General features: G+C 70.9%; 23 protein-coding genes. 8 read left to right on the top strand and 15 right to left on the bottom strand.

The features are described from left to right. Positions 1-84: 84 nt before the first annotated feature. Positions 85-1,446, bottom strand: coding sequence for an MFS transporter (locus ACZ6SA_RS29765; RefSeq protein ID WP_347645357.1), 1,362 nt, complete (start codon positions 1,444-1,446; stop codon positions 85-87). Between the two features lie 90 nt (positions 1,447-1,536). Then, the gene (locus ACZ6SA_RS29760) at positions 1,537-2,391 is read right to left on the bottom strand and encodes a hypothetical protein (RefSeq protein ID WP_347645355.1); all 855 of its coding nucleotides are present in this window, start codon (positions 2,389-2,391) and stop codon (positions 1,537-1,539) included. Between the two features lie 243 nt (positions 2,392-2,634). Between ACZ6SA_RS29760 and serA the strand changes: the two genes are divergently transcribed. The 3 genes from serA (at position 2,635) to ACZ6SA_RS29745 (ending at position 7,107) form a co-directional block, all read left to right on the top strand. Next, positions 2,635-4,224 (top strand): phosphoglycerate dehydrogenase, encoded by a 1,590-nt coding sequence (serA, locus tag ACZ6SA_RS29755; RefSeq protein WP_347645353.1) that lies wholly within the window; start codon positions 2,635-2,637, stop codon positions 4,222-4,224. 537 nt (positions 4,225-4,761) lie between these two features. Continuing rightward, positions 4,762-5,799: a 3-isopropylmalate dehydrogenase gene (locus tag ACZ6SA_RS29750; RefSeq protein ID WP_347645351.1), complete on the top strand. Its 1,038-nt coding sequence runs from the start codon at positions 4,762-4,764 to the stop codon at positions 5,797-5,799. Positions 5,800-6,009: 210 nt separating this feature from the next. Then, complete coding sequence (locus ACZ6SA_RS29745; RefSeq protein WP_347645350.1) at positions 6,010-7,107, top strand: branched-chain amino acid aminotransferase; 1,098 nt, start codon at positions 6,010-6,012, stop codon at positions 7,105-7,107. A 37-nt stretch (positions 7,108-7,144) separates the two neighbouring features. Here the strand turns inward: ACZ6SA_RS29745 and ACZ6SA_RS29740 are convergent, their stop codons facing one another. Next, on the bottom strand, positions 7,145-7,684 hold the full coding sequence (locus ACZ6SA_RS29740; RefSeq protein ID WP_465831785.1) for a Uma2 family endonuclease: 540 nt from the start codon (positions 7,682-7,684) through the stop codon (positions 7,145-7,147). Positions 7,685-7,919: 235 nt separating this feature from the next. On the opposite strand from ACZ6SA_RS29740, the gene ACZ6SA_RS29735 reads away from it, so the two are divergent. Both ACZ6SA_RS29735 and cimA read left to right on the top strand, forming a co-directional pair. Then, complete coding sequence (locus ACZ6SA_RS29735; protein WP_347645348.1) at positions 7,920-8,564, top strand: DsbA family protein; 645 nt, start codon at positions 7,920-7,922, stop codon at positions 8,562-8,564. Between the two features lie 227 nt (positions 8,565-8,791). Next, positions 8,792-10,369 (top strand): citramalate synthase, encoded by a 1,578-nt coding sequence (cimA, locus tag ACZ6SA_RS29730; RefSeq protein WP_347645346.1) that lies wholly within the window; start codon positions 8,792-8,794, stop codon positions 10,367-10,369. Positions 10,370-10,414: 45 nt separating this feature from the next. Here cimA and ACZ6SA_RS29725 read toward each other — a convergent pair whose 3' ends face one another. Beyond that, entirely contained in the window at positions 10,415-12,055 is a 1,641-nt protein-coding gene (locus ACZ6SA_RS29725; protein WP_465831782.1) for a heparinase II/III family protein, read from the bottom strand. A 152-nt stretch (positions 12,056-12,207) separates the two neighbouring features. Between ACZ6SA_RS29725 and ACZ6SA_RS29720 the strand changes: the two genes are divergently transcribed. Then, positions 12,208-12,804, top strand: coding sequence for an HD domain-containing protein (locus ACZ6SA_RS29720; protein WP_347645342.1), 597 nt, complete (start codon positions 12,208-12,210; stop codon positions 12,802-12,804). A 6-nt stretch (positions 12,805-12,810) separates the two neighbouring features. On the opposite strand, the gene ACZ6SA_RS29715 is transcribed toward ACZ6SA_RS29720, so the two are convergent. The 7 genes from ACZ6SA_RS29715 to ACZ6SA_RS29685 form a co-directional block, all read right to left on the bottom strand. Then, positions 12,811-13,158, bottom strand: a complete 348-nt coding sequence (locus ACZ6SA_RS29715) for an antibiotic biosynthesis monooxygenase family protein (RefSeq protein ID WP_465831780.1) — start codon at positions 13,156-13,158, stop codon at positions 12,811-12,813. 16 nt (positions 13,159-13,174) lie between these two features. Further along, complete coding sequence (locus ACZ6SA_RS29710; RefSeq protein WP_347645339.1) at positions 13,175-13,750, bottom strand: hypothetical protein; 576 nt, start codon at positions 13,748-13,750, stop codon at positions 13,175-13,177. Then, positions 13,747-14,391 carry a DUF6286 domain-containing protein gene (locus ACZ6SA_RS29705; RefSeq protein ID WP_465831778.1) on the bottom strand — a complete coding sequence of 215 codons (645 nt, stop codon included), beginning with the start codon at positions 14,389-14,391 and terminating at the stop codon, positions 13,747-13,749. Before ACZ6SA_RS29705 ends, ACZ6SA_RS29710 begins: the two co-directional genes overlap by 4 nt. After that, on the bottom strand, positions 14,388-14,843 hold the full coding sequence (locus tag ACZ6SA_RS29700; protein WP_465831776.1) for an Asp23/Gls24 family envelope stress response protein: 456 nt from the start codon (positions 14,841-14,843) through the stop codon (positions 14,388-14,390). The genes ACZ6SA_RS29705 and ACZ6SA_RS29700 overlap by 4 nt, the downstream gene beginning before the upstream one ends. Then, positions 14,840-15,028 carry a DUF2273 domain-containing protein gene (locus tag ACZ6SA_RS29695; RefSeq protein ID WP_347645334.1) on the bottom strand — a complete coding sequence of 63 codons (189 nt, stop codon included), beginning with the start codon at positions 15,026-15,028 and terminating at the stop codon, positions 14,840-14,842. The genes ACZ6SA_RS29700 and ACZ6SA_RS29695 overlap by 4 nt, the downstream gene beginning before the upstream one ends. Next, a complete protein-coding gene (locus ACZ6SA_RS29690; RefSeq protein WP_347645332.1) occupies positions 15,025-15,282 on the bottom strand; it encodes a hypothetical protein in 258 nt (85 codons plus the stop codon). The genes ACZ6SA_RS29695 and ACZ6SA_RS29690 overlap by 4 nt, the downstream gene beginning before the upstream one ends. 254 nt (positions 15,283-15,536) lie before the next feature. Then, positions 15,537-16,031: an Asp23/Gls24 family envelope stress response protein gene (locus tag ACZ6SA_RS29685; protein ID WP_443154793.1), complete on the bottom strand. Its 495-nt coding sequence runs from the start codon at positions 16,029-16,031 to the stop codon at positions 15,537-15,539. Positions 16,032-16,196: 165 nt separating this feature from the next. Here ACZ6SA_RS29685 and ACZ6SA_RS29680 point away from each other — a divergent pair, with 165 nt between their 5' ends. Both ACZ6SA_RS29680 and gltX read left to right on the top strand, forming a co-directional pair. After that, a complete protein-coding gene (locus ACZ6SA_RS29680; RefSeq protein WP_347645329.1) occupies positions 16,197-16,973 on the top strand; it encodes a fumarylacetoacetate hydrolase family protein in 777 nt (258 codons plus the stop codon). Next, positions 16,966-18,339, top strand: coding sequence for a glutamate--tRNA ligase (gltX, locus tag ACZ6SA_RS29675; protein ID WP_347645327.1), 1,374 nt, complete (start codon positions 16,966-16,968; stop codon positions 18,337-18,339). The genes ACZ6SA_RS29680 and gltX overlap by 8 nt, the downstream gene beginning before the upstream one ends. 263 nt (positions 18,340-18,602) lie before the next feature. Here the strand turns inward: gltX and ACZ6SA_RS29670 are convergent, their stop codons facing one another. From ACZ6SA_RS29670 to ACZ6SA_RS29655, 4 genes are read right to left on the bottom strand one after another with little or no spacing between them, the layout of a single operon-like run. After that, complete coding sequence (locus tag ACZ6SA_RS29670) at positions 18,603-20,003, bottom strand: sugar porter family MFS transporter (RefSeq protein ID WP_347646810.1); 1,401 nt, start codon at positions 20,001-20,003, stop codon at positions 18,603-18,605. Between the two features lie 54 nt (positions 20,004-20,057). Then, positions 20,058-22,532: a polynucleotide kinase-phosphatase gene (locus tag ACZ6SA_RS29665; protein ID WP_465831772.1), complete on the bottom strand. Its 2,475-nt coding sequence runs from the start codon at positions 22,530-22,532 to the stop codon at positions 20,058-20,060. Next, on the bottom strand, positions 22,516-24,087 hold the full coding sequence (locus ACZ6SA_RS29660; RefSeq protein ID WP_465831770.1) for a 3' terminal RNA ribose 2'-O-methyltransferase Hen1: 1,572 nt from the start codon (positions 24,085-24,087) through the stop codon (positions 22,516-22,518). Before ACZ6SA_RS29660 ends, ACZ6SA_RS29665 begins: the two co-directional genes overlap by 17 nt. 42 nt (positions 24,088-24,129) lie before the next feature. Beyond that, a complete protein-coding gene (locus tag ACZ6SA_RS29655) occupies positions 24,130-25,047 on the bottom strand; it encodes an LLM class F420-dependent oxidoreductase (RefSeq protein WP_347646813.1) in 918 nt (305 codons plus the stop codon). Between the last annotated feature and the right edge of the window lie 112 nt (positions 25,048-25,159).

Raw genomic sequence — 25,159 nt, 5'->3', positions numbered from 1 at the left:
ATCGGTGGTGATGACCGTCCTGCGCGCGCATGCCTGGCACCCACGTTGACCAGGCACGCCGGCCTCGCCGTGCGGCCGGGCCAGTCACACGGACGCGTCCGCTTCCGGCGCGCCGGGTGGCGTGAGGCGGTATCTCAGCGTCATCACCACCGACGCCAGGATGATCAGCGCGGGGACCGTGGTCTGCCCGACGAGCACCGCGGTCACCGCGCTCTCCGGCTGCTCGACCGGCCTGCTCGGTTCGGACTCGATGAAGCCGCCGAGCGACAGGATGACGCCGAAGATCAGCGCGCCGAACGAGCTGACCCCGCTCTCGATGGCCGTCCACAACCCGGTCAGCACGCCCGCCCTGCGCTTGCCGGTCTTCGCCGCGTCCACCGCGATCACGTCCGCCAGCATGGAGAACAGCAGCAGTTGCACGCCCGCGATGCCCACGCCGACGACGAGGATCGTCACGTGCGCGTACAACGAGCCGAAGAGCGGGGTCGCCATGGCCGCCGCGGTGCCGCCCCCGAACATCAGCGCGGCCAGCACCATCGCGCCGCGCTTGTCGAACCGCTTGGACAGCCGCACCCACAGCGGCATCGTCAGCAGCATGGGGCCGACCAGTGCCGCGAACAGCGTCTGCGTGGCGTCCGGCGTGCCGATCGTGTAGGTGGCGAAGTACGGCGCCGCCGCCAGCATCATGCTGACGGCCAGCATCTGCGTGCAGGCCAGCGCCGTGATCCAGAGGAACGGCGCGTTGCCCCTGACCGCCGCCAACTGCTCCCGCCACCCGCCCCGGTCGGGCTCGGGCGCGCCGGTCATCGGGGCGCGGGCGGTGCCGAAGAACGAGCCCAGCATCGAGACCAGCAGGACGGCCGCGATCGTGGCGGCCATCAGCCGGTAGCTGCCGAGCGTGCCGTCGCCGCCCTGGCTGGTGACGATGGCCGGGGCCAGCACGCCGCTGATGGCGGTGGCAGCGCCGATGAAGATCATCCGCCACTGGAGCAGCGAGGTGCGTTCGTGGTAGTCGTGCGTCATCTCGCCGGGCATCGCCTTGTACGGCACCTCGAACAGCGCGTACGCCGTCGCCGTGGCCAGGAAGCACGCCCCGACGTACAGCGCGGCGGGCACGCCGGTCAGCGGCGGCCCGGCGAAGACCAGGAAGAACGCGATCGGCAGCGTGCAGGCGCCGGCGAGCAGCCAGGGCCTGCGCGGGCCGAGCCGCGATCTGGTCCGGTCGGACCAGCGGCCGACCAGCGGATTGATCACGAGGTCCCAGGCCTTGGGCGCGGTCACGACCACCCCGGCCAGCCATGCGGGTACGGCCAGGAAGTTCGTCATGTAGTACAGCAGGAGCAGCCCGGGAACGGCGCCCACCGTGGCGGTGCAGAACGAGCCCACCCCGTAGCCGACGCGCACGCTCCGGGGGACCGTGGAGGCGCTCGCCTCCGGTGCGATCATGCCCTCATTGAAACCGAACAGAGCGTTGTTCGGTAGGGCCCAGTTCCGCGTGGCGCGACGGGCCCGCGCGGGCCCGTCGCGTGCGGGAGGTCAGTCGCGGACGTCGGCGCACACCACGTGCGCGCCGATCTCGATCATCCGGCGTTCGCTGTGCGTGTCGGCCACCCTGGCCATGAGGATCGGCGCGCCGGACGCCGCGAACTGCGGCAGCCGGGCCCGCACCAGGCGGTGCAGGTCGCGTACGACGTCCTCGGCGGCGGACATGTGCACCTTCACGTGCAGCATGATCCCCGGGGCGCCGGACGCGGTGCTCGCCTCGGAGATCCACACGTGGTGCACGAGCGGGAAATCCATGAGCAGTTGCGCGATCGCCTGCCGCAGCGCGGGCAGGATCGGGTGCGCGCACCGCCGGTAGCCGGGGTCCACCTGTTGCATGGGCCCTGACAGGTGCGGCCGGGGCGCGGGCACCCACGGGAACGCGGGCGCCTGGGTGGAGGGCGGTGCGACCTGGGCCAGCGCGGCACCGCGCGAGACGGTGGCCATGGCGCCCGTGGCGTAGGCGGCGGGGGCCGCCCCCGACAGCACGGGCGTCGGTCCGCTGCGCGTCGAGGTGAGGAAGCGCTGGAGATCGTCGATGGGCACGGCCGCGGCGGCTGGTCCGGCCGCGTCGATCACGATCTCCCGCACGCCGGTGACGCGCTGGATGTCCAGGATGGTGTCGGCGTCACACGCCGACAGGGAATGGCTGCCGCGGTGCCTGGCATAGGTGGCAGGGCCGGTGTAGCCGAGCAGGACCCGGTCACCGGCTTGTGTCGTCCCCAGGACGACTGAACGGTCTGTCCGCACTGCCACCAGGATTCCACCGTCGGCGAGAGCGCCCAGCAGGCGATGGGGGGTGCCATGCTGGGCGAGCACGTCGGCAAGCGCAGGATTCCCGATGCTCATATGACGAACCATAGGTAGTCGGCCACGGCTTATCAGGCTAATGGCGAAGAAATCTCCCGATCAAGACAAAGACGGCCGCGATATGGATGAGTTTGCCGCCCGGTGGGTACGGCCGCCCCTGTCCCACATCGTGGGTCCCTCGTGAACGCGTTCACAAGCGACCGTTAGACTCTGTGGGACCGTCGGGGGGCCGGACGTGTGACGAGTCCCCCGAAGCCCGCCTGTCCCGGAGGATCCACACCCGTGAACAAGCCCGTCGTTCTGGTCGCAGAGGAGCTGTCCGAGGCCGGCCTCGCCGTGCTCGGCGCTGATTTCGAGGTCCGCCACACCGACGGCGCCGACCGTTCCCAGCTGCTGCCCGCACTCGCCGGCGTGGACGCGCTGATCGTCCGCTCCGCCACGCAGGTCGACGCCGAGGCCATCGCCGCCGCGCCCAAGCTGCGCGTGGTCGCCCGCGCCGGCGTCGGCCTCGACAACGTCGACGTCGAGGCCGCCACCAAGGCCGGTGTCATGGTCGTCAACGCGCCGACCTCCAACATCACCAGCGCCGCCGAGCAGACCCTCGCGCTCATCCTGGCCAGCGCGCGCAACACGGCCCAGGCGCACGCCGCGCTGAAGAACGGCGAGTGGAAGCGGTCGAAGTACACCGGTGTCGAGCTCGACGAGAAGGTCGTCGGCATCCTCGGCCTCGGCAAGATCGGCCAGCTCGTGGCCCAGCGCCTGCAGCCGTTCGGCGTCGAACTGATCGCCTACGACCCCTACCTGCCGCCGGCCCGCGCCGCGCAGATGGGCGTCAAGCTGCTGTCCCTCGACGAGGTGCTCACGCAGGCCGACTTCATCACCGTGCACCTGCCGAAGTCGAAGGAGACGGTCGGGCTCATCGGCGACGACGAGTTGCACAGGGTCAAGCCCAACGTGCGCATCGTCAACGTCGCCCGCGGCGGCATCGTCGACGAGGCGGCCCTCTACTCGGCCATCAAGGAGGGGCGGGTCGCGGGGGCGGGCCTCGACGTGTACGCCAAGGAGCCGTGCACCGACAGCCCGCTGTTCGAGCTCGACCAGGTCGTCGCCACGCCGCACCTGGGCGCCTCCACGCACGAGGCCCAGGAGAAGGCCGGCACCCAGGTCGCGCGGAGCGTGAAGCTGGCACTGGCGGGCGAGTTCGTCCCCGACGCCGTCAACGTCCAGGGCGGTGTGGTGGCCGAGGACGTCAAGCCGGGCCTGCCGCTGGCCGAGAAGCTCGGCCGGGTGTTCACGGCGCTGGCCGGCGAGGTCGCGACCAAGCTCGACGTCGAGGTGCGCGGGGAGATCGCCGCGCAGGACGTCCGGGTGATCGAGCTGGCCGCGCTGAAGGGCGTGTTCGCCGACGTGATCGAGGAGCAGGTCACGTACGTCAACGCGCCGCTGCTGGCCAAGGACCGCGGCATGAACGTCGAGCTGGTGACCAGCTCGGAGAGCCCTGACTGGCGCAACGTGGTGACCGTGCGGGGTGTGCTGGCCGACGGCCGCCACGTCTCGGTGTCGGGCACGCTCTCCGGCCCTCGCCAGATCACGAAGATCGTCGAGGTCAACGGCTACGAGATGGAGATCGAGCCGACGGCCCACCTGTCGTTCTTCACCTACACCGACCGCCCCGGCATCGTGGGCGTGGTCGGCCGCCTCCTCGGCGAGCACGGCATCAACATCGCCTCGATGCAGGTGGCCAGGTCGGTCAAGGGTGGCAAGGCGCTCATCGCGCTGACCGTCGACACCGCGATCCCGGCCGACGTGGTCGACCAGATCGTGGCCGAGATCGGCGCCGAGAGCGGCCGCTCGGTGGACCTGGAGGACTGACCCTCCCCGGTCGTACGAGGCCGCCGTCCCGCGGGGGGCGGCGGCCTTTCGCGTCTCAGCATGCAAGATACTAGGACGTCCAACGAGACGGCTGAGGTACTGTGGCGGAGATGCGCCAGGTGCTCGTACTTATTACCTGCCGCGGCGAGGCCTGTTAGGGCAGGTCGACGACTCGCCGCGGTGAGTGGCGCTGCGTCGGCCGTCAGCCCCTTCCTCCCGGTCCGTGACCCGGACCACGAGAGCAGGCTCGCCCGGATTCGTGACCGGAGTCCGGTTTTCCATCGGATCGTTTCCGCGAAATGAGATGAGTCGCATGTACGAGATGTATGCCTGGAACCGTGCGGAAGAACACGACGACGAGGCCGCCGAGGCCGTGCAGACCGCGCTCGACCGCAGGGACAACGGCGGCGCCCCGCAGGGTTCCGGCCGCTAGCTCAGGACGTGGCCTGGGCGCTCCCGCGTGCCCAGGTCACCGAACCGTCCGCAAGCTGAGATGATGTGTTCGTCAGTCGAGACGAGCCGGTAAGGTAACCACCCATGGAGTCGCGTAACATCCGCTTGGCCGTCATCCCGGGTGACGGCATCGGCGCCGAGGTCGTGGCCGAAGGACTCAAGGTCCTGGAGGCCGTGGGCACCAAGATCGAGCCCACCCACTACGACCTGGGGGCAGCCCGCTATCACCGCACCGGAGAGACTCTCCCCGACGCGGTGCTCGAGGAGTTGCGCGGCTACGACGCGATCCTGCTCGGCGCGGTCGGCGACCCCAGCGTGCCGCCCGGCGTCCTCGAGCGCGACCTGCTGCTGCGGCTCCGCTTCGCGTTCGACCACTACGTCAACCTCCGCCCGGTCAAGCTGTTCCCCGGCGTGCGGACGCCGCTGGCCGGCTCGTCGGCCGACGACATCGACATGATCGTGGTCCGTGAGGGCACCGAAGGCCTCTACGCCGGCACCGGCGGCGTCATGCGGCGCGGCACGCCCCACGAGATCGCTACGCAGGAGTCGCTCAACACCGCCCACGGCGTCGAGCGCGTGGTGCGCTACGCGTTCGAGAAGGCCCGGTCCCGGCCGCGCAAGAAGCTCACCCTGGTCCACAAGACCAACGTCCTCACCTACGCCGGCGACCTGTGGCAGCGCACGGTCGACCGCGTGGCCGGCGACTATCCCGAGGTCGCCACCGACTACGCCCACATCGACGCGGCCTCGATGTTCTTCGTGAGCCAGCCCGAGCGCTTCGACGTGGTCGTCACCGACAACCTGTTCGGCGACATCATCACCGACCTCGGCGCGGCCATCGCCGGCGGCATCGGCCTGGCGGCCAGCGGCAACATCAACCCCGAGCGCACCGCGCCCAGCATGTTCGAGCCGGTGCACGGCAGCGCCCCCGACATCGCCGGACAGGGCAAGGCCGACCCGACCGCGACCATCCTGTCCGTCGCCATGCTCCTCGACCACCTCGGCCTGCACGCGGAGGCGGCGAGGGTCGAGCAGGCGGTCGCCGCCGACATCGCCGAGCGGCGTCCCGGCCGCGGCACCCACGAGATCGGTGACGACATCACCGCGCGAGTATCCGGCTAGGACCGCCTAGCCCCGCGAGCGCCTGGCGATCCGACACGGACCGCCAGGCGCTTTTTGGCGTGTCAACGGCCTGACCACCCCAACGGCCGCTTGCCATCCCATATAGCGAGACAATAGGAAGTACGGGCTGCTCTTTTTCAGGGCGGCACTGCTCGACACCGCACTTCAGCGGCCCCCGTTCGTAGATTCGCAGAGAGAAGGACCGCCGTCATGACCATCGCTCAGAAGCTCAGCTTCGACGTGCAGCTATCCGACCACGCTCGCACCGCGGCCGAGCGGGAGCAGGTACTGGCGAACCCGGGTTTCGGGCAGACCTTCACCGACCACATGATCTCGATCGACTACACCGAGGGTGAGGGCTGGCACGACGCCCGGCTCATGCCGTACGGGCCGCTCTCCCTCGACCCGGCCACGTCGGTCTTCCACTACGCCCAGGAGCTGTTCGAGGGGCTCAAGGCCTACCGGCAGACCACGGGCTCGATCGTGACCTTCCGCCCCTACGCGAACGCGGGCCGCTTCAACCGCTCCGCGGCCCGCATGGCCATGCCCGAGCTGCCCGAGGAGACGTTCGTCGAATCGCTGGAGCTGATCGTGCAGACCGACAGGGAATGGGTGCCGACGACCGAGGGGCACAGCCTCTACCTGCGGCCCTTCATGATCGCCACGCAGGCGGGGCTCGGCGTCAACTACCCGTCCAAGTCCTACAAGTACATGGTCATCGCCTCTCCCGCGGCCTCCTACTTCACCGGCGGGCTCAAGCCCGTCTCGGTCTGGCTCTCGACCGAGTACACTCGCGCCGCCCCCGGCGGCACCGGCTTCGCCAAGTGCGGCGGCAACTACGCGGCCGCGTTCGTGGCGCAGCGGCAGGCGGTGGAGAACGGCTGCGACCAGGTGGTGTGGCTGGACGCCCACGAGCACAGGTACGTCGAGGAGATGGGCGGAATGAACCTGTTCTTCGTCTTCGGCGACAAGCTCGTCACGCCCGCGCTGACCGGCACCCTGCTGCCCGGCATCACCCGTGACTCGATCCTGCAACTGGCCGGCGACCTCGGCCTGGAGACCGAGGAGCGGCTCGTGTCGGTCGAGGAGTGGCAGGCGGGCTGCGAGTCGGGCGAGCTCACGGAGGTGTTCGCGTGCGGGACGGCGGCCGTGGTGACGCCGGTCGGCACCGTCAAGGGCGCCGACCGTTCCTGGACGGTGGCCGACGGCGCCCCCGGGCCGGTCACCATGCGGGTGCGCGACGAACTGGTCGGCATCCAGTACGGCTCCCGCCCCGACTCCCACCACTGGGTGCACAAGATCGTCTAGCCGGGTGATCGATCCCCGGGGGCGGCGCTCCCGGGGGTCACATCAGTCGCGCCGTGTCGACGGCGAGCCCCCACGGATCGGGCAACGCCAGCGGCTCGCCCGCGGCAACCACGATCTCCGTGGCGTAGGTCCCGCGGGAGGGGTCGCAGAAGAGCTTGACCGATCGCTGGAACGGGTCGATCACCAGGTAGAGCGGCACCCCTGCGGGGGCGTAGCCGCAGGGCTTGACGTAATAGTCGTCGTAGCCGCTGCCGGCCGAGACGACGTCGGCCAGCAGCAGCGTCGCGTCGCCGTGCACGGCGTGCTCCTCGTGCATCCGCGGGGAGGCCGGCACCACGGTCAGGTCGGGGACGTACCGGTCGGCGTGCTCGCCGAGATAGACGGTGATGTTGGGCCAGATCTCCCAGCCCTGCCCGGCCGCCGCGCCGACCAGCTGCAGCAGCAGCCGGAAGAGAATCGTGTTGTGCTGCCAGGTGCCGGACTCGTTCACCACGATGCGGCCCTTGACCGTCTCCACCCGATATTCGGGAAACAAGTCGCGGGCCGTACGGAAACGCTCTTCGAGTGGCCTGACCATGCCGCCGTCCTCTTGTAGTCACGGGATCACCAAGAGTAGGGCCTGGCGCCCGCGCCGGGCGCCGATTCGGTGGTATGGCTCTCTCTCCTCCTGATCATGATCATCCCGTCCGCGACGGGCGGCGTGCCGTGCTCGCATACGTATCGCGCGATGTCAGCGTCAAGGAGGCATGTCTTCATGCCGCCGTTGTTTCGGTTTCCGATAGGGTCTGCGCGATCAACGAGATGAGAGTGGCATGGTGAAGCGGTTGGTGGCGGTGGCGGTCGCGTGCGCGGTGATCGCCGTTATCGGGGTGCTGGCGTTCGCGGAGCCGGGCGAGTCGTCCGGCGAGGTGCGGCTGACCCGGCAGGCGGACGGGTCCATGGTCCTGGCGGACCGGTCGAGCCGGGCTCCCGTGCTCGACCTGTACGAAGACTTCGACTGTCCCGTGTGCAAGCAGATGCACGACGCCGTGGACGGCACGCTGCAGCGGTTGGCCAGGGAGGGCAAGGTGAAGATCGTTTTCCGTCCGGTGACAATCTTCAGGGCCGAGCCCATGCGCTCCAACTCCATCCGCGCCGCCGCGGCCGCCCGCTGCGTCCCCGAGGACAACTGGCTGGCCTTCAGAAGCCGGCTGTACGCCATGCAGCCCGCGCCGCACGGCGTGGCCTCGGGGTTCACCGTCGAGGAGCTGGCCGGGGCGGCCAGGAAGGCGGGCGCGGTGGTGGACGAGTGCGTCCGGTCGCAGTCGTACGCGAAGGCGCACCTGGAGCAGACGGCGAAGGCGGGCATCCAGGGCACGCCGACCGTGCTGCTCGACGGCCGGATGCTCGGCAACGAGGTGTTCGACGCGGCCGCGCTCGAACGCGCCATCACCGGCGGTGACGGCGTCGCCGTGTGACGCCCCGCACGACACGAGTGTCCACTCGGTGAGACCCGCGTGCCAGATGGTGAATCCGTATGGCAGACTGGTGAGCATCATGTTCTACGGTCTGCTCATTATCGGCAGGCGCGCTGGCTGACAAAGGACACCGCCAGCGCGCAGACCTCTCACGTCCGTGAGGGGTCTTTTTGTTTTCCAGAAAAGACCACACCCAGTGCGAGCCTTCCGGAGAGAAGAGATCACCCATGGCCGACGACCGCTTCCACGTATACGACACGACGCTGCGTGACGGCGCGCAACAGGAGGGGCTCAACCTCACCGTCGCCGACAAGATCACCGTCGCGCGGCAGCTGGACGGCCTGGGCGTGGGTTTCATCGAAGGGGGCTGGCCGGGCGCCAATCCCAAGGACACAGAGTTCTTCAGGCAGGCTCGAACAGAGCTCGACCTGAAACACGCGCAACTAGCCGCGTTCGGCGCGACCCGCCGGCCCGGTGTGAAGGCAGCCGACGACCCCTTGGTGGCCGCTTTGCGCGAATCCGGCGCGCCGGTCGTGACCCTTGTCGCCAAGAGCCACGACCGGCACGTGGAGCTGGCCCTCCGCACGACTCTCCAGGAGAACCTCGCGATGATCCGCGACACGGTCTCTCACCTTCGTGCGGAGGGACAGCGAGTCTTCCTCGACGCCGAGCACTTCTTCGACGGTTACACCTCCAACCCAGCCTACGCGCTGGAGGTTCTCAGGACCGCCGCCGAAGCCGGCGCCGACGTCATCGCCCTGTGCGACACCAACGGCGGCATGCTCCCCGACGAGCTCGCCGAGATCGTTCACGAGGCCGTCCAGACCAGCGCCCGCGTCGGCATCCACTGCCACGACGACACGGGCTGCGCCGTCGCCAACACCCTGGCCGCGGTCAAGGCCGGCGCCACCCACGTGCAGGGCTGCGCCAACGGCTACGGCGAGCGCTCCGGCAACGCCAACCTCTTCACCGTCGTGGCCAACCTGCAGCTCAAACGCGGCTTCGACCTGGTGCCTCGGGAGGCGCTGGCCGACATGACCCGCATCGCCCACGCGATCACCGAGGTCACCAACGTCACGCCCAACTCCCACGCCCCCTACGTCGGCACGTCCGCCTTCGCCCACAAGGCGGGCCTGCACGCCAGCGCCATCAAGGTCGACCCCAACCTCTACCAGCACATCGACCCCGCCGCCGTCGGCAACGACATGCGCATGCTCGTCTCCGACATGGCGGGCCGGGCCTCGGTCGAGCTCAAGGGCAGGGAGCTGGGCTACGAGCTGACCCCCGACACCACCAAGACCCTCGTCGAGCGGGTCAAGGACCTCGAGTCCAAGGGCTTCACGTTCGAGGCCGCCGACGCGTCGTTCGAACTGCTGCTGCGCGACACCCTGCACGGCTCCCGCAGGCGGCACTTCGAGGTCGAGTCCTGGCGCGTCATCGTCGAGCGCACGAAGGGTGGCGAGCTGGTCAGCGAGGCCACCGTCAAGCTGCACGCCAAGGGCGAGCGCATCGTCGCCACCGGCGAGGGCAACGGCCCCGTCAACGCCCTCGACAAGGCGGTGCGCCTGGGCCTGGAGCAGCTCTACCCCGAGCTGGCGAAGCTGGAACTGGTCGACTACAAGGTCCGCATCCTCGAAGGCACCCACGGCACCGACGCCATCACGCGGGTCCTCATCACCTCCAGCGACGAGACCTCCGAATGGGCCACGGTCGGGGTGGCCGAGAACATCATCGACGCCTCGTGGCAGGCTCTGGAGCAGGCGGTGACGTACGGCCTGCTCCGCGCGGGGCGGGACGTCTCCTGACGGCCTGAACGGCGCAGGGGGCCCGGAGCCCCCTGCGCCCGGTCGCTAGAGCAGGCGGGAGGCGAACGACACGCCCTCGACCGTGACCTTCCCGCCGGAGCACGACACCTTCGGCGAGTCGGTCCCCGGCACGATCACCGTCAGGAGCGATCTGGCCGACGGCGAGACCACGACGTTCGTGCGCTTCTTCGACAGGTACGTCGGCGACACCCAGCCCAGCTTGCCGCCGCGCTCCACCTTCTGCCCGCCGACCCGGTCGCACGACGACAGCTGCAGCAGCGTGACCTTGAAGTCCCCGTCGCCCAGCACCACCTTGCCGCCGCCCTTCGAGACCAGCTTCAGCGACGGGTCGAAACGCCACACGTTCCTGACCTTCTTGCCGCCGGAGGCGGTGTCCAGCACCGCCATCAGGTCGTCGCCGTGGTTCACCAGCACCGACCTGGTGCGGCTCGCGCCGTACGCCTTGTCCGTCAGCCTGAACGCCTGCCGCCCCTTGCCGTAGGACGTCTTGGCGAGCTTGCTCGGCGTGCGGGGCCGGAACTTGCCGCCCGCCACCGTGGGCACGTTGTGCGCCTCGGGGGAGAGCGTCCAGTAGCGGTAGGCGCTCTTCTCGTACGAGTGGAAACCGCCGTCCACCAGGATGTCGCGCCCCTTCGCGTAGTACGTCACGCCGAGGTGGTCCTCGTGGCCGTGGTACTTCATGCCGGGCCCGAACCGGATCGAGTAGTACGCCGACTCCTTCTCGCCCCAGGCCGTGCGGCCGAACACGTACCCGGCGCGGTAGGTCCTGACCTCCTGCTTCGGCGTCCCCGTCTCCATCTTCGGCTCGGTGTCGGCGCTGCCGTCACCGATGGGCACCATGTAGCCGTTGGGCATGGTCGCGTGGGCGATGAAGTCCTTCAGCGCCTCGGCCCGCCTGGTGATCTCACCGGGCACCTTCCGCTTGCACGCCTTCATGCCGGTCATCGCGACCTGGAGCCGGCCGTACACGTAGACCGCGTAGCGCGGGGCCTGCTCCATGAGCGCGCCCTGGTTGTCGACGTCGAGCTTCACGGTGCCGGTCAGCCGGCGGGAGGCCAGGTTCGCCCAGTCCTTACGGCCGTACCTGCAGCCGATGCCGAGGAGCGCGATGTCCTGGTCGATGCCGTGATTGTGGCCCTTCTTGTACAGCCGGGGGTCCGACAGGAGCTTGGCGTGGTCGGCCAGGCTGTCCTTCAGCCAGCCGGCGTTGACGTGCCGGCTCAGGCAGAGCAGCGGCTGCGTGCGCAGCGAGACCGGATGGTCCTTCCACACGTACGGCTTGGTGCCGCGCGCCCCTCGCCTGTTCTTCGCCACCCAGTCCTTGGTGATCTCGGTGGCACGATCCAGGTAGCGTTGCTCGCCGGTGTTCTCGTACTCGACGACCAGCGTGCCCATCCAGCGCAGCGACTGGAACACGTACTCCCACGAGCGGTTCTTGTACGGGCTGGCCGACCAGTCGATCTTTTTGCCGATCTTGTACGCCGGCAACCCGACCAGCGAGATCTCGCCTTTCATGACGTCGGTGACCGTGGGCGTGCCGGGCAGCCAGTCGCCTTGGCACTCCGCGGTGCGGGTCACCCCGTCGGCCTGGGAGCCGGCCTGAGCGGGGCCGGCCAACCCGCCGAGGGCGAGCGTGAGGGCAAGAGGTAACGCAAACCGGCGCACGCCAGGTCCTTCCGGGACAGAACAGTGAGGGCGGCACATGCTTTCGCTCTCGCGATCACCGGGTCAAGCCGAGTGTCCGATTCGTTAGCCGCTCGATGTGGCGCCGGTGCTCCGGCTGGCGGAGCCGGCGCGGGGAAGGAGATGCTGGAGCCGTGAGATTCGACGACCTGATGATCCCCGACACGCCCGCCTGCCGCGGAGCGCTCGAAGTGGCCACGCGCTACCACACGCCCTCGCTGCTCAACCACTCGATCCGGGCCTACCTGTTCGCCGCCGCCCACGGGCAGGCGCACTCCATCGCCTTCGACGCCGAGCTGCTGTACGTGGCGGCCATGCTGCACGACATCGGCCTGGTCGCCGGGTACGACAGCCACACGGTGCCGTACGAAGAGGCGGGCGGGCACGTGGCCTGGGCCTTCTGCGCCGGCGCCGGCTGGTCGCCGGAGCGCAGGGAACGCGCGGCCGAGGTGATCATCCGGCACATGTGGGCCGAGGTGCCGGTGGCGGACGACCCCGAGGGCCACCTGCTGGAGCTCTCGACCGGCATGGACATCTCGGGCCGGCGCACCGACGAGATCCCCGAGGAGGTGCGCGCCGAGGTGCTGGCGCGCCATCCGCGGCTGGAGATCGCCAAGGAGTTCGGTGCGTGCATCGCCGACCAGGGCGCGCGCAAACCGTCGAGCTTCGCCGGCGGGCTCGTCCGCGACGGCATCCTCGACCGCATCGCGCGCAACCCGCTCGACGCCTGAGAGCGCTCAGCCCTTCGGGCCGGCGCTCTCCGCCACCTCGAACGACCACAGCTCCGAGCCGGTCGCCGCGGGGCCCTGGCCGTGGCCGTGGCCCTGCCCCTGACCCTGACCCTGCGCTGCCTGTGCGTGGCCGCGCTGGAACGCCTGGCCCTGCTGCCAGTTCTGGAAGTCCTCCTCGCTGCGCCACCGGGTGTAGACGAGATAGCGCTCGGTGCCCTCCACCGGCCTGAGCAACTCGAACCACTCGAACCCGTCGGCCGACTCCACCATCCCGGCCCGCTTCGAGAACCGTTGTTCCAGCTCCGTACGCATGTCGGCGGGCACGGTCAGCACGTTGATCTTCACGACGGACACCACAGAACCCCTCTCGTCAGCGCACCACCCGGTGCGGCGAAGGTGAGGGCTCCAGGCTAACGCGGGCGATCGCCGGCACCTGATCCCGCTCCAGCGCGTCGCGCACATGCCGCAGCACCACCGTGGACAGGTGCCGGCTGAGCTCGTACAGCGGGGCCGACTCGTCGGCGACCACGCGCAGCCGTACGGACGGGCTGCCGCGCGCGTCCACGAGGTCGGCGCGGGCGCTCAGCACGGACGGGCCCGACACGACGTCGTCGGCCACCGCCTGCGCCATGCCGCCGGGCGCCACCTCGGTCACCCCCGTCGGCCCCGACTCGACGCGCAGCGGGCCGTGCGGCTCCCCGCGCGCCTGCGCGAGCAGCCACCACAGCGCCAGCAGCGCGACGGCGAGCGCCACGAGCGCGACGACCCACCAGATCCACGGGCTGGTACGCGCGAAGAACCCGCGCGCGCCGCCGTCGACGATCGGAGTGCCGGCCATGCCGAACGCGCCCAGGCCGCGGGCCAGCGCGAGACCGCCCAGCACCGTCAGCACCAGCCCGACCAGCGCCAGCCCCCACCGGTTGACCCGGCCGATGTTCCCGCTCATCTCGGCTCCTTGACGTTCACGACCACCCGGTACGGCTCCACGGGATCCAGCGCCGCGAGCCGGGTCAGCACGGCGTCGCGCACCTCCTCGCCGAAACGTTCCTTGTCCCACCCGGACGTGGCCGCCGTGACGACGACCGCGTGCCCGCGCATCCTGGCGCGCGCCGCGTGCACGCCGGGCACCTCCTCGGCCGCGTGGGCGAGGGCCTTGGCGACGGTCCTGGTCCGCAGGCCGATGACGAGACCGGGGTCGCCGCTGCGCGCGGGCACCATGCTGGGCCGCCCAGGCACCAGCGCGACGGCCAGCAGGACCAGCCCGAGCAGCGTCACCACGGCCGAGGAGAGCAGGACCAGCGGATCCGACCACGACGTCGCCGACGCCCACGAGAGCATCCCGTCGTAGGGCACCAGGCGCAGCGGCCGGCCGACGAGCCCTGAGATCGTCTCGGCGGCGACGAGCAGACCGAGCAGCGCCAGCAGGACGCTCACCACGATGGCGGGGATCCTGCGCCGCGGCCGGAACGCGCGCACCGCCGCCCTGTCAGCTGTCCTGTCACCTGTTCTGGCCCCCTTCGGCGGGCCGGCCCGGTGCGCGCCTCCCTCGTCGTCGGGAGGTACGGTGCACATCTCCTGAGCGGTCATCGCGGTTCACCGGCCAGATCGGTCACGACCACGTCGAGGCGGCTGACCTCCAGCCCGGTCTGGACGGCGACGCGGCGGCTCACGTGCTCCCGCAGCCGGGCGGCCACCCCGCGGAGCGGCGCCGGGTAGGCGACACTCACGTGCAGGCGGATGGTGGCCCGGCCGCCCCGCACCTCGGCGCTCGACGAACGCCGCCAGGGCGCGGCCTTCCCGCCCGGCGTACCTCCCCGTCGCGCCGCCGCACCGGCGTCCGGGGGGCGGCTCCACGGCGCGGTCCTGGAGTGCACCTCGCGCACTTCGGGAACCTCCGCGGCCGCCAGGCACGCGATCTTGAGCACCACCTGGTCGGCGACCTCGGTGCGGCCCCGCGCCTCCGGCGGCGGTTGCGGAGGGCGGCGCTGCGGGGGCACCGTCACGGTGGCCGCGCCCTCCGCCGGCGTGACGTCGGTCATCTCCGCCTCGTGGACAGGCTCGACAGGTTCACCTCGCCGGTCTCGACGATCCGGCCGACGACGAAGCCGGCCGCGCCGAGCACGAGGACGAGCAGGAACGCGGTCAGCCCGCCGAACGCCGCCGTCAGGCCCAGGATGATGCCGACGGCCAGGCCGACCAGCGTCGGCCAGTGGGCGTTGTTCATGGTTCCTCCACGATGTCGTCGATACGCACGTTTACCCGGCGGCCGCCGGCCAGATCCGTCACGGCCCGCCGTACCTCGTCGGCGGTCTCCGGCAGCGGGCGGTCCATCCTGGCGACGACGGCGATCTCCACCTCGCGGTCGTTGACCGACACGCCCAGGAGCCGCTCGCCGGGCATGTACGTGGCCACCGTCCCGAACGGCCCCCCGGACAGCCTGATCACGCCGGAACACGCCCGCACCCGCTGAGCGATCACCCGCGCCTCGCCGCCCCCGTCCCGATCGCCGCCATCGCCCCCTGCCGCCCCGGTACGGGCTGACCCGGCACCGGTCGATCCGGTACCGGTCGATCCGGCACCGGTCGGCCCAGCTCCGGCCGGCCCGGCACCGGTGGACCCGGGTTCGGCCGGCCCGGCAGCGGTTCGGTGACCGGGGCCGGTGGCGGCGACGGGCTTCCCCTGGCGTCTCGGGCCGTCGTCGGGGCCGTGCGCGGGGCCGTCCTCCGGCGCGGTCATTGAACCCTGGGTTCCTGCTCCGCGTCCCGCTGCTCGCCGGTGTCCCGGTCCCTGGCCCGGTCCTGGCCGGGCAGGTGGACGTCGTCGACACGGATGTTGACCTCGGTCACCTCCAGCCCGCACATCCGCTCGATCGCCGCGATCACGTTCCGCCGCACGGCCGCGGCCAGGTCCGGGATCGCGGTGCCGTACTCGGCCACCAGATCCAGGTCCACCGCGGCCTGCCGCTCGCCGACCTCGACCGACACGCCCTGGGACACGCTGACGTCCCCGCCGACGATCCCCTTCATGCTGCCGAGGGCCCGCGCCGCGCCCGCGCCCATGGCGTGCACGCCGGACACCTCGCGCGCCGCGAGTCCGGCGATCTTGGCGACCACCCCGTCGTCGATGCTCGTGGTGCCCTTGTCCGTGACCAATGAGGTGGCCGAGCCGCCCTCATGAGCACGCGCCCGTGGTACGGCACCCGTTCCTGTGTTTGACACCGTGTCCATCTGTCGCCCCCGATGTGTCGCTATTAGGGGCAGCTAACCCACAGCGCTCGACCGATACGTACCAAAACGGACTTTTGGCTTATTTGACGGTGAATCCTGGCCTGTGCCTGGTGGCGGACGGCCGGGATGGGCGGACTCCACCGGCGGCGGCGATAGCCTTGTCAGGTGCGTATAGCGAGGTTCTCCACAGGCGAAGGCGTGTCGTTCGGCGTGGTCGAAGGCGGTCCGGGCGAGGAGTTCGTCTCCATGGTCGCCGGCCATCCGTTCGGCCAGGTGCAGTTCACCGGAGAGCGGTTCCCGCTGTCCCAGGCGAAGCTGCTGGCCCCGATGCTGCCGAGCAAAGTGGTCGCCATCGGCAGAAACTACGCCGAGCACGCGGCTGAGCTGGGCAACCAGGTGCCCGATGAGCCGCTCATCTTCATGAAGCCGTCCACCTCCGTGATCGGCCACGGCGAGGACATCGCCTACCCGACGACGTTGTCCGACCGCGTCGACTACGAAGGCGAGCTGGCCGTGGTGATCGGCCGGCTCTGCCGCGAGGTGCCGGTCGAGCGGGTCAAGGACGTCATCTTCGGCTACACCTGCGCCAACGACGTCACTGCCCGCGACCTGCAGAAGAAGGACGTGCAGTTCACCAGGGCCAAGGGCTTCGACACGTTCTGCCCGCTCGGGCCGTGGATCCAGACCGACATTGACGCGGCCGACCTCGCGCTGACGACCACGGTCAACGGCGAGATCCGGCAGAGCGGGCGCACCAGCCAGCTCATCCACGACATCCCGGCGCTGGTGGCCTACGTCAGCGCGGTCATGACGCTGATCCCCGGCGACGTCATCCTGACCGGCACCCCGGCCGGCGTCGGCCCGCTCGAGATCGGCGACGAGGTCAGCGTCGGCATCGAAGGCATCGGCACACTCACGAACAAGGTGGTCTCCCGTGACTGACGTACGGGTGCGGTTCGCCCCTTCCCCTACCGGCATGTTCCATGTGGGCAGCGCCCGCGCGGCGCTGTTCAACTGGGCGCTCGCCGAACGCTCCCAGGGGCGGTTCGTCCTGCGGATCGAGGACACCGACGCCTCCCGCAACCGGCCCGAGTGGACCGAGGGCATCATCGCGGCGCTCGACTGGATCGGCATCAACGGCACCAACCCGGTGTTCGAGGGCCCCTACTTCCAGTCGGCCAACCAGCCGCAGCACCGCGAGGCGGTGGCCAAGCTGCTGGCCGACGGCAAGGCCTACTACTGCGACTGCACCCGCGAGCAGGTGCAGGAGCGCACCGGCTCGCAAGACAAGGGCTATGACGGCCACTGCCGCGAGCGCGGGCTGTCCGCCGGCGCGGTCCGCTTCCGCACCCCCGACGAGGGCGTCACGGTGGTCGACGACCTCGTCAGGGGCAGGGTCGAGTTCCCCAACAAGGCCCAGGAAGACTTCGTGATCGCGCGCAGCGACGGTTCGCCCCTCTACGTGCTGGCCAACGCCGTCGACGACATCACGCAGTCCATCACCCACGTCGCCCGCGGCGAGGAGCACCTGCCCAACGCGGCCCGGCAGGAGCTGCTGTGGCCGGCTCTCGGCGCGACGCCGCCGGTCTGGGCGCACCTGCCGGTCATCGTCAACGAGCAGCGGAAGAAGCTCTCCAAGCGCCGCGACAAGGTGGCCCTGGAGGATTACCGCCAGGAGGGCTACCTCGCCGAGGCCATGGTCAACTACCTCATGCTGCTCGGCTGGGGCCCGGGTGACGACCGCGAGATCATGCCGTGGTCGGAGATGGTGCAGCTGTTCAGGCTGGAGGACGTCAACCCGTCCAACGCGTTCTTCGACGAGAAGAAGCTGCGGGCGTTCAACGGCGAATACATCCGGGCGCTGCCGCTGGAGGTCTTCGAGGAGCGCTGCGCGCCCTTCCTCGACCCGTCGTGGGACCGCGAGCTGTTCAGCAAGGTCGCCACGCTGGCGCAGACCCGCATCGCGGTGTTGTCGGAGATCCGGCAGAACGTCGACTTCCTCTTCCTCGAAGAGCCGGTCTTCGACCAGGCGTCCTGGGACAAGGCGATGAAGAACTCCCCGCTGGAGATCCTCACCGGCTACCTCGACCGCCTCGACTCGGTGAGCTGGGACCCTGAGTCGCTGAAGCAGGCGCTGGAGGAGGTCGGCGCGGCCGTCGGGCTCAAGCTGGGCAAGGCCCAGGCTCCCGTGCGCGTGGCGATCACGGGCCGGACGGTGGGCCTGCCGCTGTTCGAGTCGATCGAGGTGCTCGGCCGCGCGCGCAGCCAGGAGCGCCTGCGCGCCGCGCTGGCGCGCCTGCGAGGCTGACGGCGGCCCCTGGCGGCCCTCTGGCGGCCCCGGCGGCCATCTCGGCGGCCGCACCCCGTGCGGCTCATGGTGCGGAGCCGGCACGCGGGGCGGGGGGGGGGGGGGGGGGGGGGGGGGGGGGGGTGGGGGGGTGGGGGGGGGGGGGGGGGGGGGGGGGGGGGGGGGGGGGGGGGGGGGGGTCGCGGGGGGGGGGGGGGGGGGGGGGGTGGGGGGGGGGGGGGGGGGGGGGGGGGCGCCCCCCCCCCCCCCCCCCCCCGGCCGTCTCAGCCCATCTCCTCAAGCTTGCGCCCCTTGGTCTCCCTGACCCACTTGGCGACGAACAGGAAGGAAAGGACGGCGAAGCCCGCGTACGCGGCGTACGTGAGCGACAGGTTCCACTCCGACAGCGCCGGGAACGACACCGTGATCAGCCAGTTGGCGATCCACTGCGCCCCCGCTGCGACGCCCAGGGCGGCGGCGCGGAGGCGGTTGGGGAACATCTCGCCGAGCAGCACCCAGACCACCACACCCCAGGACAGCGCGAAGAACAACACGAACACGTTCGCCGCCACGAGCGCGATCGCCCCTTGCGGGTTGGGCAGGGACACCGTCCCCTCCACCATCCGCGCCGCGCTGAACGCCCACGCCGCGGTGGCCAGCGAGACCGCCATCCCGGCCGACCCGATCATGAGCAGTGGCCGCCGGCCGATCTTGTCCACCAGCGAGATGGCGATGAACGTGCCGATGATGTTGATGATCGAGCTGGAGAAGCTGATCAGCAACGAGTCGGCCTGGTTGATGCCGACCGACTGCCACAACACGGACGAGTAGTAGAAGATCACATTGATGCCGACGAGTTGCTGGAAGGCCGACAGGACGATGCCGATCCAGACGATCGGCAGCAACCCGAGCGCGGGGCCGCGCAGGTCCTTCAGCCCCGGCACCTTCTCGGTGCGCAGCACGTGCTGGATCTCCGCCACCCGTGCGTCGAGGTCGATGTCCTCGCCCTCGACCTCGGCCAGCACCTCGCGGGCCTTCCTGCTCCGCCCCGACATGATCAGGTAACGCGGGGACTCCGGGATGACCGAGGCGAACAGCAGATAGAGCAGGGCGGGCACGACGCACGCCCCGAGCATCCACTGCCAGGCCTGCAGCGGCCCCAGGTGATAGTTGACGTTGCCACCGGCGATGCTGGCGATCACATAGTTGACCAGCTGGGAGACCGCGATGCCGAGCACGATGGCCAGCTGCTGGAACGAGCCCAGCCGCCCCCGGTAGGCGGGCGGCGCCACCTCGGCGATGTAGGCGGGCCCGAGCACCGACGCCATGCCGATGGCGAAACCCGCGACCACCCGCCAGAACCCCAGATCCCAGACGGCGAACGGCAACATCTGCCCGATCGAGCTGACCGCGAACAGCGCCGCCGCCACCTGCATGGACCGGGTGCGGCCCAGCCGGTCGGCCAGCCGGCCGCCCATCCAGGCTCCCAGGGCGGACCCGAGCAACGCGATCGCCACCACGAACCCGATCACCACCGGCCCCACGCGGAAGTGGTTCTGGATCCCGACGACCGCGCCGTTGATGACGGAGCTGTCGTAGCCGAACAGGAACCCGCCGACAGCCGCCGCCGCCGTGATGAACACGACGTGACTCAAGTGCTCTTTATGGGTGTGCTGAGTAGCCATGCAGGTCCTTCCCCCAGGCCGGGGAACTACCCGCGGATCACGCACGTATGCCCGTCACAGGCGGGGGTCGACCGGCTCCGACTCGAGGGCCAGCACCGCGAAGACCGGCTCGTGGACGCGCCATCCCGGCTCGCCGTCGGCCAGCCGCGACAGCGCCTCCAGCCCCAGCGCGTACTCGCGCAGCGCCAGCGAGCGCTTCTTGCCGAGGAAGCGCCTGCGCAGCACGTCGAGCGACTCGGTGTAGTCGGGGCCGTAGATGATCCGCAGGTATTCGCGCCCCCGCACCTTGACCCCCGGCTGCACGCGGCCCGGCGCGTAGGCGGCCGGCTTGACCACCATGCCCTCGCCGCCCGCCGCCGTCATCGACTCCCACCAGGCGGTGGCCGCGGCCCTGGACCCGGGCGAGCCGAGCGTCACGAAGACGTGCTCGGTCCTGGCGATCAGCGGGGATTCCAGCAGCCCCAACGTGGACAGGTGCCAGGCGTGCGGCTCCAGCGCCGTGGCCCTCCCCTCGCAGGCCAGGATCTGGAACGGCGCCACCCGGATCCCCTCCAGCCCGTCGACGGGCCAGCAGTACCGCGCGTACGCGTCGCGGAACAGGGCGGCGTTGCCGGAGCGGCGCCGGGTGCGGCCGAGCAGGTCGCCGACCTCCAGCCCGCGACCGGCCGCCGCCTCCAGGGCCGCGATCGCCTCGGGCAGCGCGGCGCGGGCGGCCGCCCCGACGGAGGCGTACTGCGACCTGATCAGCTCACCCGCCTTCGCCGACCAGGGCAGCAGCTCGCAGTCGAGCACCACCCAGTCGGAGCCCAGCTCCGCCCAGAGCGGCTCGCAGGCCTCGCGCAGCCGTGCCACCAGGGGCGCGGTGTCGGCGAAGAACGGCCGCCCGGTGCGCGTGAACACCGCGCCCGCGCCGCCGTCGCTCACGCCGAACCGGGCGGCGGCCACCTCCGGCGTCCTGGCCAGCACGGCGACGGCCCGCGAGCCCATGTGCTTCTCCTCGCACACCACCTCGCGCACCCCGGCGGCGGCGAACTCCTCGAACGCCTCGTGCGGGTGCTCCAGGTAGCCGTCGAGCGTGGAGGTCTCCGGCGGCGCCATGGTGGGCGGCAGGTAGACCAGCCAGCGCGGATCGACCGCGAACCGGCTCATGACCTCCAGCGCGGCGGCCGCGTTCTCCTCCATGACCTTGACGCGGGCGCCGAACCTGGTCTCGACGTGCCGGGTGCCGATCACATCGTTGATGTCGAGCATGCCGGGATCGCGCACCTGGGCGGCGCCGAGCGGCTTCGCCGGCTCGTACCACACCTTCTCGGCGGGAACCTGGACGAGTTCGCGCTCCGGATAGCGCAGCGCGGTCAGGTGGCCGCCGAACACGCAGCCCGTGTCGAGGCAGATCGTGTTGTTCACCCACTCGGGGGCGACCGTGGGCGTGTGACCGTAGACGACCATGGCCCGGCCCCGGTACTCGTCGGCCCACGGGTAGCGGACCGGCAGGCCGTACTCGTCGGTCTCGCCGGTCGTGTCGCCGTACAGGGCGAACGCGCGCACCCGGCCCGAGGCGCGGCCGTGGTAGGCCTCCTTCAGCCCCGCGTGCGCGACGACGAGCCGGCCGCCGTCGAGGCGGTAGTGGCTGAGCAGGCCGTCCATGAACGTCCTGGCCCGCTCGGCGAACCCGGGCGGCTGCGCGGCGAGCTGGTCGAGCGACTCCTGCAGGCCGTGCGCGACCCTGACCTTGCGTCCGTTGAGCGCGCGCACCAGCTTCTGCTCGTGGTTGCCCATCACGCAGACCGCCGTGCCGGCCTCGACCATGTCCATGACCAGGCGCAGCACGCCCGGCGTGTCGGGCCCGCGGTCCACCAGGTCGCCGACGAACACCGCGGTACGGCCCTCCGGGTGCGTGTGCCCCCGCGGGCCGCGCTGCCAGCCGAGCTTCCCGAGCAGGGTCTCCAGCTCCGAACGGCAGCCGTGGACGTCGCCGATGATGTCGAACGGCCCGGTCAGCTCCGTCTTGTCCGACCACGCCTTCTCGTAGCCGACCGTGGCGGCGTCGATCTCGTCCAGGCCCCGCAGCACGTGGACCTTCCTGAAGCCGTCGCGCGAGATCTTGCCGAGGGAGCGGCGCAGGTCCTTGCGCTGCCTGATCACCACGCCGGGGCCGAAGTCGCGGTCGGGGCGGGCGGCGTTGCGCTCGATCGCCACCTCCTCCGGCACGTCGAGCACGATCGCGTCGGCCAGCACGTCGTGCTTCCTGGCGAGGTCGATGAGGCTCTTGCGGGCGGCGTACTGGACGTTGGTGGCGTCGACGACGGTGAGCAGCCCCCTGGCCAGGCGCACGCCGACGATGTGGTGCAGCAGGTCGAACGCCGCCGACGTGGCCGACTGGTCGTTCTCGTCGTCGGAGACCAGGCCCCGGCAGAAGTCGGAGGAGATGACCTGCGTGGGCCCGAAGTGCCGGGCCGCGAACGTGGACTTGCCGCTGCCGGAGACCCCGACGAGCACCACGAGGGAGAGCTCAGGAACGCTGATCACGGGTGAACACTCCCATCTGGGTGGGCGGGCCGGCCTCGGGGTCGTCGTCGCCGACCGGTTCGAACGCCACCTGGTAGCCGTGCTGCCCGGCCACCCGGGTGGCCCAGGCGGCGAACTCGGCGCGGGTCCACTCGAAACGGTGGTCGGGGTGGCGCAGCCCGGTCAGGAACTCGTAGCGGACGTTGTGCTCGATGTTGGGCGTGGTGACGAGCACGTGCCCGGGTCTGGCGTGGGCGAACACGACCCGTTCGAGCGCGGCCAGCCGGGGCGGGTCGACGTGCTCGATCACCTCCATGAGCACGGCGGCGTCGTAGCCGGACAGCCGCTTGTCCGTGTAGGTGAGCGCGCCCTGGAACAGGGTGAGCCGGGCCCGCTTGGTGTCCGGCATGCGGTCGAGACGCAGCTTGCGGGCGGCGATGGTGAGGGCCATCGACGAGACGTCCATGCCGCCGACCCTGGCGAACCGGGGCCTGGCGAGCAGCGCGCCGACCAGCTCGCCCTGACCGCACCCGAGGTCGATCACGCTGGCCGCGCCGAGCTGTTCCAGCTTGGCGAGCACGGTCTCGCGCCGCCGCACGCTGAGCGACCTGCCCTTGGGCGCGCCACCGCCCGCGCCCTCGCGCGCCTCGGCGTCCTGGGCTGCGGCGTCCTGGGCTGCGGCGTTCCGTGCCGGTTCGAGGTCTGTCGGTGGTTCTGCGGTTTCGCCGGTCGTGGCGCCGGCCCCCGTGGCCTCCGGCTCTGCGGTCTCCGCATCCGTGGCGGCCTCGTCGGCGGGCGCGTCCTCCTCGACCGCGGGCTCCAGCTGCTCCTCGGTCTCGTCGCCCAGCTCCGCCAGGCGCGCCAGCGCGGTGCGGGCCAGCTTCGAGCGCCGCCCCAGGTAGCGCCGGGTGATCAGGCCGCGCTCCGGGTGGCCGTGCAGCCATCCCTCCCCCGCCCTGATGAGCTTGTCGACCTCGTCGGGCGCGATCCAGTAGTGCTTGCCGTCGTCGAGCACCGGCAGCAGCACGTACAGGTGGTTGAGGGCGTCGGCCAGGCGGGCGGACCCGCTCAGGGTGAGCCGGACGTAGCGCGACTCCCCCCACTCAGGGAAGCCGTCGTCGAGCACGATCGGCTGCGCGGCCACCTCCCAGCCGAGCGGCTCGAACAGCCGCCGCGCCAGGTCGGGCCCGCCCCGGCAGGGCAGCGCGGGCAGCCGCAGCTCCAGCGGCAGCGGCGTGCGCGGCAGTTCGGGCCTGGCCCTGCACCGGCCGGCCCGCGCGGTGCGGAACACGTCGGCCAGCGCCACGGCCAGCAGCGAGGAGGCGGCGTAGGGGCGGTCGTTGACGTACTGCGACAGGCTGAAGTCGGGCGAGCCCTTGCCACGCGACCTGACCAGCGCGATCGGGTCGACCTCGAGCATGAGCGCCGCCGTGCAGCGCTCGTCGCCGGCCTCGGGGTAGAACACCGTGGCCGTGCCGAACGACTGGCCGAACTCCTGCACACGCTCGGGATGCTTGTGCAGGAGAAAGCCGAGATCGGTGGCGGGCCGCGCGGTGGTCGTGATCGTCAACAGCACCCGCACAAGTGTGCCGTAAACACGCGAAGCGCCGCCAATCGATTACGCCACGTGCGGAAGCACCTCGGCGGCGATCAGCTCCAGGTGTTCCAGGTCGGCCAGGTCGAGGATCTGCAGGTAGACATGCTCCGCGCCGAGCTCGGCGAGCTCGGCGAGCTTCTCGGTCACCTCGGCGGGCGTGCCGGCCAGGCCCCGCTCGCGCAGGGTGTCCGGGTTCTCGCCGACGGCCGCCGCACGCCGCTCGACCTCCGCCCGGTCGGCTCCCACGACCGTGGTGTGCGCCGTCGACAGCAGCACGGTGCGCCCGGTGCTCTCGCACGCCGCGCGCACCCGGCCGAAGGCCTCCCCGACCTCCGGCAGGGTGCGGAACGGCACGTTGTACTCGTCCGCGTACGTCGCCGCCAGCCGGGGCGTGCGCTTCGCGCCGAACCCGCCGATGATGACCGGCGGCCTGGGCCGCTGGACGGGCTTGGGCAGGGCGGGCGAGTCGGCGAGCCGGTAGTAGCTGCCCTCGAAGGAGTAGCCCTTCTCCGCCGTCCACAGGCCCGTGATGATCTCGAGCTGCTCCTCGAAGCGCGCGAAACGCTCGCCCGTCGGCGGGAAGGGGATTCCGTACGCGGCGTGCTCTCCGTCGTACCAGCCGGTGCCGAAGCCCAGCTCGGCCCGGCCGCCGCTCATCTGGTCGACCTGGGCCACGCTGATCGCCAGCGGCCCCGGCAGCCGGAACGTGGCCGGGCTCACCAGCGTGCCCAGCCGGATCCTTGAGGTCTCCCTGGCCAGGCCGGCAAGCGTGATCCAGGCGTCGGTCGAGCCGGGGCCCGGGTCGCCGGCGCCGATGCGCTGGTAGTGGTCAGACCGGAAGAAAGCGTCGAAACCCAGGCGTTCGGCAGCCTGTGCGACGGAGAGCAGGTCGTCATATGTCGCGCCCTGCTGGGGCTCAGTGAAGATCCGCAGCTTCATGCCCACATTATCCGCACACAACGGACGCGAACCTGCAAAGGGCCGCGCCGTGCCGCCCGCGGTTGGTAGCGTGCACCAGCCAGCGCTGTACGTAGCCGACCGAACACACGGG

This window comes from Nonomuraea sp. NPDC049378, assembly GCF_055586745.1.
Note: the sequence above shows the minus strand (reverse complement) of the source record. Positions and strands in the feature narration are given on the sequence as shown.

Excerpts from the sequence above, each read along its gene's own strand:
- ACZ6SA_RS29765 (WP_347645357.1), bottom strand. The coding sequence starts at position 1,446 with ATGATCGCACCGGAGGCGAGCGCCTCCACGGTCCCCCGGAGCGTGCGC.
- ACZ6SA_RS29760 (WP_347645355.1), bottom strand. The coding sequence starts at position 2,391 with ATGAGCATCGGGAATCCTGCGCTTGCCGACGTGCTCGCCCAGCATGGC.
- ACZ6SA_RS29750 (WP_347645351.1), top strand. The coding sequence starts at position 4,762 with ATGGAGTCGCGTAACATCCGCTTGGCCGTCATCCCGGGTGACGGCATC.
- ACZ6SA_RS29745 (WP_347645350.1), top strand. The coding sequence starts at position 6,010 with ATGACCATCGCTCAGAAGCTCAGCTTCGACGTGCAGCTATCCGACCAC.
- ACZ6SA_RS29740 (WP_465831785.1), bottom strand. The coding sequence starts at position 7,684 with ATGGTCAGGCCACTCGAAGAGCGTTTCCGTACGGCCCGCGACTTGTTT.
- ACZ6SA_RS29735 (WP_347645348.1), top strand. The coding sequence starts at position 7,920 with ATGGTGAAGCGGTTGGTGGCGGTGGCGGTCGCGTGCGCGGTGATCGCC.
- cimA (WP_347645346.1), top strand. The coding sequence starts at position 8,792 with ATGGCCGACGACCGCTTCCACGTATACGACACGACGCTGCGTGACGGC.
- ACZ6SA_RS29710 (WP_347645339.1), bottom strand. The coding sequence starts at position 13,750 with ATGAGCGGGAACATCGGCCGGGTCAACCGGTGGGGGCTGGCGCTGGTC.
- ACZ6SA_RS29705 (WP_465831778.1), bottom strand. The coding sequence starts at position 14,391 with ATGACCGCTCAGGAGATGTGCACCGTACCTCCCGACGACGAGGGAGGC.
- ACZ6SA_RS29700 (WP_465831776.1), bottom strand. The coding sequence starts at position 14,843 with ATGACCGACGTCACGCCGGCGGAGGGCGCGGCCACCGTGACGGTGCCC.
- ACZ6SA_RS29695 (WP_347645334.1), bottom strand. The coding sequence starts at position 15,028 with ATGAACAACGCCCACTGGCCGACGCTGGTCGGCCTGGCCGTCGGCATC.
- ACZ6SA_RS29685 (WP_443154793.1), bottom strand. The coding sequence starts at position 16,031 with ATGGACACGGTGTCAAACACAGGAACGGGTGCCGTACCACGGGCGCGT.
- ACZ6SA_RS29670 (WP_347646810.1), bottom strand. The coding sequence starts at position 20,003 with ATGGCTACTCAGCACACCCATAAAGAGCACTTGAGTCACGTCGTGTTC.
- ACZ6SA_RS29655 (WP_347646813.1), bottom strand. The coding sequence starts at position 25,047 with ATGAAGCTGCGGATCTTCACTGAGCCCCAGCAGGGCGCGACATATGAC.